Source organism: Pseudomonas sp. JH-2 (assembly GCF_036231725.1).
Lineage (GTDB): Bacteria > Pseudomonadota > Gammaproteobacteria > Pseudomonadales > Pseudomonadaceae > Pseudomonas > Pseudomonas delhiensis.
The window spans coordinates 23,941-39,575 of sequence record NZ_JAZAQP010000024.1 but is presented as its reverse complement, the minus strand read 5'-3'; the positions used below and the strand labels follow the sequence as shown (position 1 = coordinate 39,575).

Annotated in this window: 10 protein-coding genes; all 10 read left to right on the top strand. The window is 52.5% G+C overall.

What is annotated here, in order from left to right; translation table 11 throughout:
• Nucleotides 1-11 precede the first annotated feature (11 nt).
• The 10 genes from VV867_RS17435 (at nt 12) to brxL (ending at nt 15,565) form a co-directional block, all read left to right on the top strand.
• On the top strand, nt 12-641 hold the full coding sequence (locus VV867_RS17435; RefSeq protein WP_328567112.1) for a hypothetical protein: 630 nt from the start codon (nt 12-14) through the stop codon (nt 639-641).
• Nucleotides 638-4,234 (top strand): BREX-1 system adenine-specific DNA-methyltransferase PglX, encoded by a 3,597-nt coding sequence (gene pglX / locus VV867_RS17430; protein WP_328567111.1) that lies wholly within the window; start codon nt 638-640, stop codon nt 4,232-4,234. Before VV867_RS17435 ends, pglX begins: the two co-directional genes overlap by 4 nt.
• A 30-nt stretch (nt 4,235-4,264) precedes the next feature.
• On the top strand, nt 4,265-4,828 hold the full coding sequence (locus VV867_RS17425) for a hypothetical protein (RefSeq protein WP_328567110.1): 564 nt from the start codon (nt 4,265-4,267) through the stop codon (nt 4,826-4,828).
• Nucleotides 4,829-4,833: 5 nt separating this feature from the next.
• Nucleotides 4,834-6,234 carry a hypothetical protein gene (locus tag VV867_RS17420; RefSeq protein ID WP_328567109.1) on the top strand — a complete coding sequence of 467 codons (1,401 nt, stop codon included), beginning with the start codon at nt 4,834-4,836 and terminating at the stop codon, nt 6,232-6,234.
• 1,082 nt (nt 6,235-7,316) lie between these two features.
• Nucleotides 7,317-7,892, top strand: a complete 576-nt coding sequence (locus tag VV867_RS17415) for a Pycsar system effector family protein (RefSeq protein WP_328567108.1) — start codon at nt 7,317-7,319, stop codon at nt 7,890-7,892.
• Nucleotides 7,889-9,250 (top strand): nucleotide-binding domain-containing protein, encoded by a 1,362-nt coding sequence (locus VV867_RS17410; RefSeq protein ID WP_328567107.1) that lies wholly within the window; start codon nt 7,889-7,891, stop codon nt 9,248-9,250. Before VV867_RS17415 ends, VV867_RS17410 begins: the two co-directional genes overlap by 4 nt.
• A gap of 208 nt (nt 9,251-9,458) precedes the next feature.
• Nucleotides 9,459-9,866, top strand: a complete 408-nt coding sequence (locus VV867_RS17405; protein ID WP_328567106.1) for a DUF6088 family protein — start codon at nt 9,459-9,461, stop codon at nt 9,864-9,866.
• Nucleotides 9,847-10,809, top strand: a complete 963-nt coding sequence (locus VV867_RS17400) for a nucleotidyl transferase AbiEii/AbiGii toxin family protein (protein WP_328567105.1) — start codon at nt 9,847-9,849, stop codon at nt 10,807-10,809. The genes VV867_RS17405 and VV867_RS17400 overlap by 20 nt, the downstream gene beginning before the upstream one ends.
• A 96-nt stretch (nt 10,810-10,905) precedes the next feature.
• The gene (gene pglZ, locus VV867_RS17395; protein ID WP_328567104.1) at nt 10,906-13,527 is read left to right on the top strand and encodes a BREX-1 system phosphatase PglZ type A; all 2,622 of its coding nucleotides are present in this window, start codon (nt 10,906-10,908) and stop codon (nt 13,525-13,527) included.
• Entirely contained in the window at nt 13,511-15,565 is a 2,055-nt protein-coding gene (gene brxL, locus VV867_RS17390; RefSeq protein WP_328567103.1) for a protease Lon-related BREX system protein BrxL, read from the top strand. Before pglZ ends, brxL begins: the two co-directional genes overlap by 17 nt.
• The last annotated feature ends 70 nt before the right edge of the window (nt 15,566-15,635 follow it).

The following is a 15,635-nucleotide window of genomic DNA, read 5'->3' as shown; positions in this document are numbered from 1 at the left end:
GGAGAAATGCAATGGGCATGGAAGAGCCGCTGGACGCTATCGACTGGCAGAGAATTATTGATGAGGTAAAGGCAACCTATACCTCGCATCTAGAGCTATACAGCTTCAAAAAATACCCCGCGCTCGATTATGAGGGCTTTAAGGACACCTTCTCTACGCTAGCGGAGGAGGTTGATCTCCTGGCCGCACTGCTCTGGAAATGGGGGCATTGGGGCAAGGATAGCTATCCCTCGAAGCAGAAAGCCTTAATCGGCGAGATCGAGAGTCTGTGGCCTGCTTTTCGAGGCTGGGCGTTATCTGCTGGTGATCAATTCACCCCTGAAACCACTTTTCAATGGTGGGATAAGCGGCTGGGTAGGCTGCGCTATATCACCAGCGCCTACCTGACTCACCTGATCCATCCGATCCAGGTGCCGATCATCGATCAGCACAATTTCCGCGCCATGAATCATCTGCGGCGAACTCCGTCCGCCAAGAAAAAACCATCCAACTGGTGCGATATCGTCCGGCTCAAGTACTTCCTGTGTGAAGCGAGTGAACGATTTCAACGCCCAGAGACTGAATTCGACAAATACCTAATGATGTATGGCCGTGCGCTCAAGCCGCGCAAGGCCAGGTCACCTCGTAAGGAACAGGCATGAATCGCTCCGCACTCAAGAAATATGCACCCCAGGCCCGTCTCGATTTCATCGAGGCCGTCACCCAGCGCGCCCGTCGCCTGGGCCTGGATCCGCAAATGCCGGTCGCTGTCGAACAAACTGGTGATGTGCTGCTGATTGGTGGCCAGCCTTTCCCGGCGAGTATCGCCAGGCAGCGTAGCGCTCTGGCGCAGCGTATCCGCCAGCAAGGCTTCGACGCGGTGATGGAAGCCCTGGCCTACACCTGGTTCAACCGGCTGGTAGCCATCCGCTTTATGGAGCTCAAGGGCTATCTGAGCCATGGCTTCCGTGTGTTGAGCCATCCCGAAGGGCTACAACAGCCCGAGATCCTCGAACATGTCCAGCACCTGGAGCTGCCGGGGTTGGACAGGGAGGAGGCCATTCGCCTGAAGACCGCAGGCAACCAGGACGAGGTGCTGTACCGGGAGATCCTGCTCGCCCAGTGCCATGAGCTGCATCGCTATATGCCGTTTCTTTTCGAGGCACTGGACGACGCCACCGAGCTACTGCTCCCGGACAACCTGCTGCGTACCGACTCGCTGATCGCGCATTTGGTGGGCGATATCGAGGAGGAGGACTGGCAGGAAGTCGAAATCATCGGCTGGCTCTATCAGTTCTATATCAGCGAAAAGAAAGACCAGGTAATTGGCAAGGTGGTCAAGAGCGAGGACATCCCCGCGGCCACCCAGCTATTTACTCCCAACTGGATCGTTCAGTACCTGGTGCAGAACAGCCTGGGTCGTCTGTGGCTGATGGCCAACCCAGGCTCCAGCCTTAAAGAGAGGATGCCGTACTACATCGAGCCGGCGGAGCAGACGCCAGAGGTGCGGGCCCAACTCGATGCGCTGATCAATGTGCGTATGGATGAGGATGGCGGAAGCCTCAATCCCGAGTCATTGACTGTACTCGATCCGGCCTGTGGTTCGGGCCATATCCTGGTGGAGGCCTACAATCTGCTGCGAGCCATCTATGAGGAGCGTGGTTATCGTCTGCGCGATATTCCTCGCTTGATTCTGCAAAAGAACCTTTATGGGCTCGACATTGATGACCGGGCAGCCCAGTTGGCAGGTTTTGCCCTCCTGATGAAGGCCCGCGAGGATGATCGCCGGTTGTTCGATGACGAAGGTAACCCGCCACACCTCAACGTCATGGCCATCCAGCAAAGTGCAGGTCTGCCGGATGAGGAGATGGCCCGGGTCATTCTCAATGCTGCTATCCAGATTGAGGGTGGCGATGCATTCCACTCGGGGCAGCTATTCGGTGGTGGGCAGTTGGAAACCCAGCACAGTTCTGGGTTGACGGTTCTCGACCTGCGCCAGTTGATTCAGTTGTTTGAGCATGGAAAGACCTTTGGTTCGCTGATCAGCGTGCCGGATGTCCTTAAGGCCAAGCTGGGAAAAATTTTTGATCTGCTTGCTACCGTTCGAAGCAAGGGTGATGACTTGTCACGCAGCTATGCCTGTCAGGTGCTGGAGCAGTTCGCCTGGCCTGCAAGCGTGTTAGCCCTGCAATACGATGCGGTGGTAGCAAATCCGCCTTATATGGGTAGTAAGGGGATGAATCGAACCGTTAAAGAGTTTGCAAAAAATAATTTTCAAGATAGCAAAGCTGACCTGTTTGCGATGTTTATCGAGCGAGGCTTTGAATGGTGCAAATCAAGCAGTTTCAACAGCATGGTGACCATGCAAGGTTGGATGTTTCAATCATCATATCAGGCGATGCGAGTGAATTTGCTCACTGGTCGAACCATTCACACTATGGCTCATTTGGGGGCCAGAGCCTTTAGCGAGATTACTGGTGAGGTCGTACAGGCTACAGCTTTTGTAATACAGGGTGAGTATTTGTCGAGCTTCAAGCCTGTGTTTTTTCGATTGGTGAATGGTGTAGGAACTGAGAAAGAGTCTGCGCTGATTACTGGTCAGAACAGATATGAGGGAATTTCCCAAGATGACTTTGCGAAAATCCCTGGCAGCCCAGTTGCATACTGGATTAGTAATAAAATTTTGAAGCCATTTGTAGTTGGTGTACCGCTCGGAGATATGGCCGATTTTCGAGCAGGCATATCTACTGGTGATAATGCTAAGTTTCAGAGATGTTGGCATGAGGTGGATTTCTTTAACATAAAGTTTGACTGTAAAAATAAATCAGAAACGACAGCGTTTAGATGGTACCCATGTAATAGTGGTGGTTTGTATCGTAAGTGGTACGGTAATAATGAGATTGTTATAGATTGGGAAGGCGATGGTGCGCGAATTAGAGCCTGTGAGGGTTCAGCCGTGAGAAACGCTGATACTTTTTTTCGTAGTGGGCTTACGTATTCTAAGCTTAGTACAGGACGTTTCGCTGCGCGATTTAAAGAAGGCGGATTTGTCTATGATGATACAGGACGGTCTATATTCTGTAAGAGGGAGGAGGACGTATCTGTGGTTATGGGGCTTTTGTGTTCAGAAGTCGCCCACACCTATTTGGCAGTAATGGCTCCGACTATGAGTTTCACAAGTGCGGAGCTAGCAAGAATTCCTATTCTTGATTTTGATCGCGAGGCAGTAAGGAGAAATGTTGGGTTTTTAGTTTCGCTTGCCAAAAGGGACTGGGATTCTCAGGAGGTCTCTTGGGGATTTACAGCTTTGGATTTGGTGGAATATTGTAAGGGCTCACTCGCTGTCACGTGGGAAAATAGAAATATTTACTTGAGTGAGTCAATTAGCAGGGCGAAAAAGCTGGAAGAAGAAAATAATAGTATCTTGATCCATGCATATGGCTTGCAAAATGAAATTTCGTCCGAAGTGGATAGTGCTCAGATTACGCTTACTAGAGCAAACCGCGAAAAGGACATGCAGCGTCTGATCTCTTACGCTATCGGCTGCGGTATGGGCCGATACAGTCTCGATGAGCCGGGCCTGATCTATGCCCATACCGGAAATAGCGGCTTCGCGGCCTCTCGTTACACCAAATTCCCAGCGGATATTGACGGTATTATCCCCGTCACCGACGAGTCCTGGTTTGAAGATGATGCCGCCGAGCGCGTGCGTGAGTTCGTCAAGGTGGTTTGGGGGGCTGAGACACTTGTAGAGAATATGGAGTGGCTGGCCGACAGCCTAGGTCGTAAGGCTGGCGAGTCCGCCGACGAAGTCATCCGCCGCTATCTGTCCACCAGCTTCTACAAGGATCACCTGCAAACCTACAAGAAGCGCCCGATTTACTGGCTATTCTCCAGCGGTAAGCAAAAAGCTTTCGAATGCCTGGTTTACCTGCATCGCTATAACGAGGGCACGCTCTCTCGTATGCGCATGGAATACGTCGTACCGCTGCAAAGCCGCATGCAGGCCCGTATCGACAAGCTTTCGGACGATATCGACAGCGCCACCAGCAGCGCCCAACAAAAAGCCCTGCAAAAGCGCAAGGATAAGCTCACCAAACAGCTCGAAGAACTCCGCCGCTTCGACGAAGCCCTGCGCCCCTACGCCGACCAACGCATCTCCCTCGATCTGGATGATGGCGTGAAGGTCAACTACGGAAAATTCGGTAATCTGCTGGCCGAGGTCAAGGCGATTACTGGTGGTAAAGAAGAATAAATACGAAAAATTCGGTCATGGAGTTGGAATATGTTTGCTAGTAAACAAGTGATTGTGGTCTATCCAGAAAACTATGAAGAGTTGGCCATTGCATTGCAGCATGAGATCTCAAAGGTTAATGGCTTTGACAGTGCGGCCTGGACTCTTGAGCACTACAAGCAAAATATGCCAACCCTTTCCGGGCGAAGCTATGTGATATTCATCGGGGATGCCGAAGAGAATCGGTTCTCTAAGATGTACCTTTCGCAAATATCCAATGTTGTCAATGTCAATGGTGCTTGTTTTGGGCGAGATGGAAGTAAGGCTGTAGTGTTCGGAGAAGGTAAACTAGAGCAAAAGAGCGCTTTTGAAGCGTTTAAGAGTAAGTTGGGGTATGGCCAAACTGCATCGGGAGCTATTGGCGCCGCAGTAGGTGGGGCTTTCCTAGTTGCTGCTCCCCTTGTTCCCCTGGCAATAGGTGGTGTCGGATATCAGGTGGTCAGATATTTCAAGAGTAAGAGTGAGGCAAAGGAGTTGCGTTATGAGCAGACAAAGCTTGCAATTTATAATTTTGTTCTGACGGAGCTGGATGCCTGGGTCGGAAATGAGGTCTGATAATAATGGCAGACTTCGCCGATGCATATTATAAGGCCAGTAGAGATTTTTCTGGGGTAGCGGGCGCCCTGGAGTCGGCAGGCTTTGTGAATGACGTTCAGTCAGCCATAGATACTGCCTTGGCGGCTATGAAAAGTGAGTCTGATCGCTTAGCTAATGTTGGTGTGAGTTATGTTAAGGGTAACCTCGCTGAGGTTTGGCATGCGGAAACCCTAAAGGTTTCCGCTGTCGCAAAGGGTAACAATGAGGTGTGGGCTGAAGCGCTAGTTAACTGTAAAACAGGGCAAGATGTAGCTTATGGTAATTCGTCAGAAGCTTACTTGGCTGAGTTGAAGTACTACGGATCGGCTAAGGATACTGCCGGTGCTTTAGGTAATCCAGCATATGTAGGTAACCAGAAAGTCGTTCCCACTGATCAGCTTGAGGGTGTTATTACTGAGTCGCAAAAGCAAGCTGCTCGGAACCAGGACATTCGTCCCGAGGTTGCGGCCGCATATCAAGACACCGCAGATACCGTAAGTGATCGCATTGAGGTGGATGGCATTACGTCCAAGCCCTTAAGCGAGGGAGATGCCAAAAGCATCGCATCAGACTTTAAACGCGACGGTGAAATTGATCCCGACGCTTACGGGCTCAATACTGAGAGCTTCATTGAGTGGTCAGATATTTTTAGAGAGTCAGGAAGTGCAGCACTTAATGCGGCCGCTTTCTCTGCGGCCTTGACTGCGGCCCCCCACGTATATCGCATCGTTGCTCAGTACGTGCAGTCTGGTCAGTTGGACGCAAGGCTAATTCGTGAAGGGGCAAGTCAGGTTCTTGCCAGCTCTTCAGGCGCTGGATTGCGTGGTGGCCTTGCGGCAGTGATTACTGGCTCATGCAAAGCGGGGCTGATGGGGCAGTCTCTTAAGGGGATCTCACCTACTGCTGTCGGTATGGCTACCGCCATGGCGCTCAACTCTATTGAAAATTCTTGGCGATATGTTCAAGGGCAAATCTCCGGCAAGGAACTGGCGTTCAACTCATCAAGAGATGCTGTGGCCCTTATGATGGGCAGCGGAGGAGCGGTGCTCGGCCAGATGATTATTCCTGTGCCAGTGCTGGGGGCTTTGCTCGGAAACCTGGTTGGCTCGACCCTCGGCGCGGTTGGTGTCAGCTATGCAAATAACAAGGTATTAGGAATCTGTGTTGAGTCTGGCTGGACTTTCTGGGGGCTGGTCGATCAGTCCTATGTGGTTCCAGAGGAGGTGCTCAAGGAGGCTGGTTTTGATCTCTTTGCGCGTCAGGTTTTCAAGCCTGAACAGTTCAATGTTACTCGTTTCAACACCCAGTTTTTCCATGAGGCCCGTCTTGGTTTCACCGTATTAAGACGAGGAGTTATTTCTTTCAATACAGTCGGATACCAATAGATTATCTGTTGGGAGTGGCTAATTCTTTGGCCAGAGAGTGGGGTAATTGCTGTGGGTGAGGATGGCTAGACTGATCTAGAAGGTCGGACAAAGGGAGAGGAGTCGCATTATGTGCAATGCGAATAATCATCCTCCTGGCTGCAATTGTGGTTGGGGTGGAGTCTGGTACGGTAGTAGCGGCGGTGGTGGTGGGGAATTTGCTCGCTGGCTGTTTAACAAACCAAAGGCTGAGCGTAAGACAGGGTTACAGCATGCAACCATGTCCGATCTTTCCGGTGGCTTTACCAATCCAAATGCCAAATGCCCAGTATGCGGTGCTTCGGTCTACTTTTATGAGTCCCCATATGGGGGGATGGTTTATTTTGATGAGCTGGGCCCACCGTGGCCCAAGCACCCCTGTACGAGTCGTGCCTCTGAAAGAACTCCACGAGGTGGTATCCGTAGGTGGAGTGAGGTTGGCTGGAAACCCCTGAAAGAAGTAACCATTTCGGTAAGATTGGAAGTGGCGGGAGTGTACTCCATTTCAGGTTCCTCGCAGGGTACAAAGATTTCCCTATGCTTTCGTAGTGACCGGGTTGTTATGGCGGATATCGTTCGCTATCGCCCTGTAGGTGATGGAGTATTTGAGCTTTCAATTCTTGATTATGAGTCGACGGAAAATCGTTGGCTCGTTTGGAATGGTATTGCAGCAGTCAATCCGGATCGACTTGTAGAGCCTCTAACTTACTCAGTTATACAAGCTATTCCTGAGCCTACCCTCAAAAAAGTCAGAAAGGTGGCTGTAGAGCAAGAACCCAATACTGTTGTATGTGCAGTGTGCTCGCGCAAGGTCAGAGAGGATAGACTTGTCAAGCACTTGAAGAAGGTGCATGAGGTTATATTGGTTTGCGTTGGGGGACAGGTGACAGGGCAGATGTATCGCTAAGTTCTAGGCGGCGTAGCTTTATTTTGCCTTAGCTTCTCTTTATAAGAGATTTGACGGTGATGGGAGACCTGATTTCAAGTCGCGGGGGTGAGGAAGGAGTCGTGGCGTCGAAATATAGGTTTCTTAACTATCGAGTGGGTGGCAATAAGGAAAGAATATGTCTGATGATAAACTTAAGGCCTCGTTTGTTGATGAGGATGGTGTGAAGAATCTTTTTGAAATCATCAAAAGGATTGATGGCTATATTGTGTCGACTAATAGCAAGGCGGCGATAGTGATGTCTTACTGTGCTGCGGTGATCGGTTGGTTTACCTTGGGTTTTGAAAGGATATATTCAAATTTTGTTAGCCCCTATTTATATTGGCCTGCCTTGGTATTTGGTGGGCTGTTAGTCCTGGTGTCTAGCTATTGTCTGTATCTGGCTGTCTCCGTGATTTTGCCGAGAACGAACAGCACGGCTGTGGATGAGGATGATGACTCCTTGATTTTTTATGGAGATATAAGCTCTTGTAAGAAAGGTGCTGAAGGGTATTTCACCCGTATTTCTGAGTTAAAGATCGAGGGTTTTGTTCGGGATCAGTGTCGTCAGATTCATGCTGTTGCCGGTATTGCTTCAGCAAAATTTGATGATCTCAAGTTGATCTCTAAATGGCTGAAGTTTTGTGGGTTTCCCTTGCTGTTTCTATTGGTTCTCATGATTTGTATTAATAGTGCGCTAAGGTGGTGTGTATGAAAGGGCAGGAGCTTAAGGATGGGTTTCGACGGATTCTTGAGGGAAATAAGTCGCGCGCTGTCCTGCGTAAGTCTTACGCTTTTGATAGTGCCGAGTTTTCAGAGGCTAGGGCACTGAACACAAGTATGGAATCTTTGGTCGCTCGTGATGAAGAGCATTCTTGGCAGATACAACTGAGGCCGAGGTTTGGGAAGCAGGGGGTTAATAGAAGTAAGATTGGTGGTCATCCGGACTTCGATCACCTGGCGGGTACGGATGGAGTAGAGTTTCATCATACCTGTGCTCTGTTCCTGGATATCAAAAACTCTACCAGATTGACCCTGCTATATAAGCTAGAAGATGTTATTTGGATAAAGAACTCTATCCTTAAGGCAGCTTCGGAGATAGTCAGAAGCCTTGATGGTCATGTACATCGTTTTATGGGGGATGCTCTTCTTGCCTTTTTCGGCCGAAAGGGAGAAAAGATGGAGGACAGTGTTGTTAATGCTATAAATTGTGTTTCTGTTCTTGAGTCTTTGATGGTGAATACAATTATCCCTGTTCTTGTGGATGAGGGGTATGACGCAAAGGACTTGGGCTTTAGGATCGGTTTGGATTTTGGCGAAGATGGAAAGGTTGCCTGGTCTTCGTATGGCTATAATGAAGTGAGAGAGGTTACAGCCACTTCATTTTATGTTGATGTGGCGTCAAAGCTGCAAGGGATGGCAAGAAAAAATAACTGCATGATGGGGGAAGGGCTCTTAAAGTCTATTGATTTTCCGGAGGCTTTTGTTCGGAAGAAGAAGGTTGTAGAGAATGGTCAGCCTGCTGAGGTTGATTATCTGGATAGACGTTACACGGATCGAGACGGTAATACTCTTCGCTATAAGGTTCGAGAACTAAGTAAGGACGGCTATAGAGATTTGTTGCCTTTTGGGGCGGAACTCAAGGCTCAGTTTGAAGGCTCAAGTTGTGTCGGCCATCAGGGAGCTCTGTTTCAGTGCTACGTGAACCCTGGCAACTCTCCAGTAGAGTATTATTCGGCCTCAAGATCTCTTCCCAAAGGAACCGCCTTGGAGTTTAAGTTAACTCTGAGAGGAGGCGCTTTCGGTTTGCATTTGTTTCCCTTGAAGGTCTCATTTACTAAAAGAAATCATGGGGCTGAAGCACAGCTAAGTAAAAGTGCTGGTGTCTTCCCCGTCGGGGATCATTCAGTGCTCTCTGAAAGTGAAGTGGGGCGTGGGCAGTTTTTCTTGGGCAAGACGATTAAGTTTCCAGAGTACACTCTGTATAGAGGGCTGCATACTATGGAGGCGATGGTAAATGATCGATTGGGGAATGTGGTATTTAGAGACTTTATCGGTGTCTATATAGACTGATCTATCGTTGCCGGTATGGGATGCCGTTGTTTGGGGAGCTTTATGCGCGTTTGTAGGCGGTGTTCCAGGGGGCCTACAGGAAAGGGGCGCATGTGGAGCCCGCTTCGTTGGTGGCGTATACTGTCGTTGTGCTGTGAGCATGTTTTTCGTTAAAAATCCTTTTCTAAACAGTGTGTTGCGTATTTTTTATGGGTAGGTGAGAGGCGGCATGATTACCGAGGAGCGCTTGAAAAGGGCTATCGCTTTGCGCAAGGACGATGTGTTCCTGCGTTCAGAGTTCGCTCGTTTTGGCAGCCCGGCCCAGCTCTCCCGTGCCTTTAGGCAACTGATTGCCGAAGGCGTGCTGGTCAGGCTGGGCCTTGGTGTGTTTGCCAAGGCTAAGCCCAGTGCCTTGACCGGCAAGCCCATCCCTGTTCAACCCCTTGAGGTGCTGGCACCGCTGGTCTTGCAAAAGCTTGGGGTCAAGGTGAAGCCCTCCCAGGCAGTGCGCGATTACAACTCGGGCGCTTCTCAGCAACTGGCTGCGGGGATTGTGCTGGACACCGGGCGCCGCCGAATTACTCGCAAACTGGGCTTCGGCAAGCAGACGGTAGCCTATGAAAGCCATCACGCCTGATCAGGCCGAGCTGATCGAGGCGGTATTGGCTGAGCTCGATGTCGGCCTGCTGACTGCCAGCATTCTGGAAAAGGATATCCACGTTACGGATGCCTTGTGTGCCTTACTGGGCATGGAGTATCCCGCTACCCATCTGGTGTTCTGCGGCGGTACCAGCTTGTCCAAGGCATACGGTCTGATCGAACGTATGTCCGAGGATGTGGATCTCAAGGTCGTGCTGGATGAGCCGAGCATCGGTGGCGCTTCCGCAATAAAAAAGCATCTGAGCCAGTTGAAGGTGGAGGTGGCACGGCTGCTGGAGTCCATGGGGTTCGTCGAGGACTCGCAGCAGCGTATTGCCCGTAACCAGAACCGCTATTTCGCTACGCGATGGCAGTACCAATCCCGCTACCAGCATGACGCCAGCCTGAGGCCCTACCTGAGTCTTGAGCTTACGGTTCGTGCCCCGCAGTTTGCTACTACGCGCCAGCCCCTGGATTACCTGGTTGAGCGTTTGGCGTCACGCTCCCGGCCCTTGGGGCAAATAGAGTGTGTAGCGGTTGAGGAAACCTTGGCGGAGAAGGTGATTTCTTTTCTGCGCCGATATGCTCAACACCGTGCGGGTGCCATGCATCAGGACTGGGATCGGACGCTGGTCAGGCATATCTACGATGTCTTTTGTATTTGCAGAGCGGACTCAACGATTACCGAGCGAGCGGTCGCGGGTTTTCAGGCGCTAGTGGCGTTCGATGTTCAGGAGTTTGGCCAGCAGTTTCCGCCGTTCGTGGCCGAGCCCAAGGTAACCCTGTCCGCTGCACTGGAGCAGGCCGAGAAGGATCCCGCTATTCGCGAGGACTATGAGGCACGTTTGCTGCCGCTGGTGTTTGGTTCGGTCAGGCCTGGTTTTGATGAGGCCTATGGCGTGTTTCGCCGACAGGCTGAGTTTTTGCTTGATGTGCTGTGATCGCCTCTATGGCGACGCGGTGTGATTCATTGATTTCTGAACGCATGTGGAAAGTGGTTGTATTCAGTTTGTATAAACCGCTGGGGGCGGTGATTGATGTCTGAGCTATCTGCACAACTCGAAAAAATCGTCGATAGCCTGCAACAGCAGTTCGCCTCCAGCCGTGTGGTGTGGTGGGAGGATCCGCAAGGGGAGTTCAGTGAGCTACTCGAATCCTTGTCCTTGCAGAACGTGCAGATTTTTCGGCGATCCAAGGTACCGGCCTTGACGATCAAGCGACAGATTGAGCTGTTGAGTCCAGATGGTCTGTTTTTGATTTATGAAGATGGTCTGCGTCCCGAGGCGGAGGCCGATTGGTTGCTGGATATCCGCTTGTATGCGGCACCTTTCGCGGCGGATCGTACCTCTATGCTGTTGCAGGAGCTGGGGCTACGTCAGCACAGTCTGCGCGAGCACCTGAAGGCGCGTAGCGCATTTTTTGCCAGCAAAGAGCGGGTGACCAGGATCAAGGGCCTGCTGAGTCCGGAAGATGACGAGGCGGTGCTGGATCTGAAGATCCTCGCGGTGCTTGCCAAGGTCGAGCAGGCAGAGATGTTTGCCGTGCTGACGGCCATCCTGGCCAACCTGGCTGAAGCCGATGACCTTGAAGACAATCCGTTATGGGAGTCGCTGGGCAAATTTGGCATGCAGCCCGTGTTCTGGGGGTTGATGTTGCAGGCCTTTGGGTATCAGCACAGCGAACCCACGTTGCGGCATTTCCTGGTTCGCCTGTTTGCCACTGATATGGGCCATGCCCTGCATGCCCATGTCCCGGATAACCTCAAGCTTCTTCAGTTGAGCCCCTTGCGTGCGGCCAACGTTGCGGTGTTCCTGTCACAGTGGCGTGATAGCACCTTGCGCCAGCGTTCCTATGATCGGTTGTCGAAGTGGATCGCCACAGACTTGCGTCCGGCGGAGCTGTTGGCACAGGTTCCTATCGATTCGCTTATGGCGGTGAACACCTTTGTTGATGTGGAGCGCTTGATTGCGGAGCGGCTGCGTGACGCCGTGCTCAGCAATACCAGCGAGGCGGTTGGTCAGCAGCTCCGCGACAGAGCCAGCAGGAGAATGGATGGTTATTGGGCCAATCCGCGGTGGCCGGATAATGAGGATGCCAATCGATCCATCTGGTGCGCTTACTACCATGCCCTGATAGCTGCTTCTGAGCTGTTCGAACTCAAGCTTCGCTATGCGGCAGGTTTTTCCTTCGACTCCGCGGAAGCGTGCTATAGCGCTTACACCCGCGAGCTCTACCGCTTTGATCAGTTGTACCGTCTCTATCACGAGGCTGCCGATGTCGTGTATGCCAGAAGCCCGGATGCACTGGCTCCGCTTACCTCCCGGGTCGAGCAAGACTATCTGAATGGCTTTCTTCAGCCTTTGGCGCAGAAGTGGGGAAGCTTTTTGGAGGCAGGGCAGATCCAGCAATGGCAACTGCCTGGGGTGCCCAACCAGCAGGACTTCTATGCAGAGCATGTAGATCGTTATCTCAAGGGGGGAGATGACCGGCGGGTATTCGTCGTCATCAGTGACGCCTTGCGTTACGAGGTCGCCCAGGAGCTGAATGAGTCGCTCAATGGCAAGTACCGCTTTGCCGCGGAGTTGGGCAGCCAACTGGGTGTGCTGCCGTCCTATACCAAGCTGGGCATGGCCAGCCTGTTGCCACACAAGACGCTGAGCTACACAGATGCTGGCTTGGTGCAGGTGGACGGTTTAAGTAGCGATGGCCTGGAGTCACGCAACAAGATCCTCTCAGGGGTGCAGGGCCTAGCCTTGCGTGCCGAGGACTTCTTGAACATGAACAAAACCGATGGCCGTGAGCTGATCAAGCCATACAGGGTCGTTTACATCTATCACAACAAGATTGATGCCGTGGGCGACTCATCCAGCACCGAAAGCAGCACGTTTGCAGCTTGCCGTGATGCCCTTGGCGAGCTTGAGTCCATCGTCATGCGCATCATCAACAACCTCAATGGCCATCGGGTGATTGTGACGGCAGACCATGGCTTTCTGTTCCAGGATTCCGCTCCCGAAGCACTGGACAAGAGCAAGCTGGTGGGCAAGCCTTCCGGCAGCATCGTATCCAAGAAGCGCTATCTCATCGGTCGCAACCTTGGGGTTAGCGATCAGGTGCATGCAGGCTACATTCGGGATACCGCCGGCATTGAAGATGACATGATGTTTTGGGCGCCGAAGGGGGTGAATCGCTTCCACTTCGTAGGCGGTGCACGTTTCATTCATGGTGGTGCGAGCTTGCAGGAAGTCGTTGTCCCCGTTCTCAAGGTGCAACAGGTGCGTGGGCAGAAAGCAAAGGACACGGCGGTGCGCAAGGCCCAGGTTACCGTGCTAGGGAACAACTTCACGATCACCACCAATCGTTACCTGTTCAACCTGTTGCAGACCGAGGCTGTTTCCGAGCGAGTACATCCGGCGGTGCTGCGGGTGGGGTTGTTCAATGAGGCCGGAGAGGCCGTTTCCGTAGTGGAGCAGGTCTCCATGGACAGTGACTCGCAGAACCTCGACCAGAGGCAGCGCAAAGTGGCTCTGACTCTGCTGAACCGTCCGTTCTCATCGAGCGAGCGTTATTTCCTCAGACTGCTTGATGCTGAGACCGACGTCGAACAGTTCCGTATTGAAGTGCGTATCAACCTGGCGATTAGCAATGACTTTGACTTCTGAGAGCGGCAGCGCTGAGCTCGATCTGGACGCACGCCTGAACCAGTTTTTTGCTGGCAAGGTCGTTCGCAAAGACCTAACCAAGCGTCTCAAAGAGGGCATCAATGTGCCCGTTTACGTGCTGGAGTACCTGCTCGGCATGTATTGCGCTTCGGATAATGACGAGGTTATTGCTGACGGCTTGGAGACGGTCAAGCGCATTCTGTCCGAGAACTATGTTCGTCCGGATGAGGCGGAAAAGGTCAAATCGAAGATCCGTGAGCGTGGCAGCTTCAAGATCATCGACAAGGTGACGGTGAGCCTGAACGAGCGCCGGGACATCTACCAGGCACTGTTCATGAACCTGGGCGTCAAGGATGCTGAGATCCCCAGCCGTTTCATCAAGGAGTACGAGAAGCTCCTGGCTGGCGGTATCTGGTGCATCGTGACCCTGAACTACTTCTTTGAAGAGGGCGCGAAAGGGTCACCGTTCACCGTGCATGATCTCAAGCCCATTCAGATGCCGAACATGGATATGGAGGCATTGCTGGAGGCGCGTAAGGCATTCACTGAAAACGAATGGATCGATGTGCTGCTGCGCTCGACGGGTATGGAGCCTGCCCACTTCAATGAGCGTACGAAATGGCATCTGCTGACGCGGATGATCGCGTTCGTTGAGAACAACTACAACTGCTGCGAGCTTGGCCCGCGCGGCACGGGCAAGAGCCACATCTACAAGGAGGTCAGCCCAAACAGCATCCTGGTTTCTGGTGGCCAGACCACGGTGGCCAACCTGTTCTACAACATGTCTCGCAGGCAGGTAGGACTGGTCGGGATGTGGGATGTTGTAGCTTTCGACGAGGTGGCCGGGATCTCGTTCAAGGACAAGGATGGCGTACAGATCATGAAGGACTTCATGGCCTCCGGATCCTTTGCCCGTGGCCGTGACTCCATCTCGGCTTCAGCCAGCATGATGTTTGTCGGCAATATCAACCAGCCGGTGGACACGTTGGTGAAGACCAGCCACCTGTTGGCGCCGTTCCCAAGCGCAATGATCGACTCAGCATTTTTTGATCGCTTCCACGCCTACATCCCGGGCTGGGAGGTGCCGAAGATGCGCCCTGAGTTTTTCACCAATCGCTATGGCCTGATCACTGACTACCTGGCCGAGTTCATGCGTGAGATGCGTAAGCGCAATTTCGCTGACGCTATCGATCGTTTCTTCAAGCTGGGCAACAACCTCAACCAGCGTGACACCATTGCCGTGCGCCGGACGGTATCCGGTCTGCTCAAGCTGTTGTACCCGAGCGCCGACTATGATCGTGAAGCGGTACGACGCTGCCTGGAATATGCGCTGGAAACCCGCCGCCGGGTGAAGGAGCAGTTGAAGAAGATCGGTGGCATGGAGTTCTTCGATGTCCATTTCTCGTACATCGATGCGGATTCGCTGGAAGAAACCTTTATCAGTGTGCCGGAGCAGGGCGGGGGCGGGCTGATTCCCGAGGGGCAGGGTAAGCCAGGGGCAATGCACCTTGTTTCGACTGGAGCCAATGGGCATCTGGGGCTCTACCGACTGGAAACCCAGATCACTGCCGGCAGCGGCAAATTGAATATGTCTGGTCTCGGTAGTAGCTCGTCCGCGAAGGAGGCCTTGAAGGTCGCCTTCGACTATTTCAAAGCCAACATCACTCGCGTCAGCGCCGCTGCCAAAGTCGGTGACCACGACTACCACCTGCATGTGGTGGAGCTGCATAACACCGGCGCTCCGAAGGCGCTGACCCTGGCGGGCTTCGTTGCATACTGCTCCGCTCTGATGCAGAGGCCGCTCCAGGCGCAGTTGGTCGTCTTGGGCGATATGAGCCTGGGAGGGAATGTAGTGCCGGTGGAAAATCTCGCCGAGTGCATGCAGGTAGCATTCGACGCGGGGGCGAAGCGGATCCTCCTTCCGATGGCCAGCGTCACTGACATCCCGACCATCCCTGGAGAGCTATTCGCGAAGTTCCAGACCAGCTTCTACAGCGATCCAGTGGATGCGGCGTTCAAGGCGCTTGGTGTGAGCTAAGTGGCGACGGGTATAGGCTTATTACTGATCATCGTGCATTCCAGTCGCTCATGTTTTAGGGATTGTTTTA

Coding starts and splice junctions, on each gene's coding strand:
- VV867_RS17420 (WP_328567109.1), top strand. CDS start 4,834: ATGGCAGACTTCGCCGATGCATATTATAAGGCCAGTAGAGATTTTTCT.
- VV867_RS17425 (WP_328567110.1), top strand. CDS start 4,265: ATGTTTGCTAGTAAACAAGTGATTGTGGTCTATCCAGAAAACTATGAA.
- VV867_RS17435 (WP_328567112.1), top strand. CDS start 12: ATGGGCATGGAAGAGCCGCTGGACGCTATCGACTGGCAGAGAATTATT.
- VV867_RS17405 (WP_328567106.1), top strand. CDS start 9,459: ATGATTACCGAGGAGCGCTTGAAAAGGGCTATCGCTTTGCGCAAGGAC.
- VV867_RS17400 (WP_328567105.1), top strand. CDS start 9,847: ATGAAAGCCATCACGCCTGATCAGGCCGAGCTGATCGAGGCGGTATTG.
- brxL (WP_328567103.1), top strand. CDS start 13,511: ATGACTTTGACTTCTGAGAGCGGCAGCGCTGAGCTCGATCTGGACGCA.
- VV867_RS17415 (WP_328567108.1), top strand. CDS start 7,317: ATGTCTGATGATAAACTTAAGGCCTCGTTTGTTGATGAGGATGGTGTG.
- pglX (WP_328567111.1), top strand. CDS start 638: ATGAATCGCTCCGCACTCAAGAAATATGCACCCCAGGCCCGTCTCGAT.
- VV867_RS17410 (WP_328567107.1), top strand. CDS start 7,889: ATGAAAGGGCAGGAGCTTAAGGATGGGTTTCGACGGATTCTTGAGGGA.
- pglZ (WP_328567104.1), top strand. CDS start 10,906: ATGTCTGAGCTATCTGCACAACTCGAAAAAATCGTCGATAGCCTGCAA.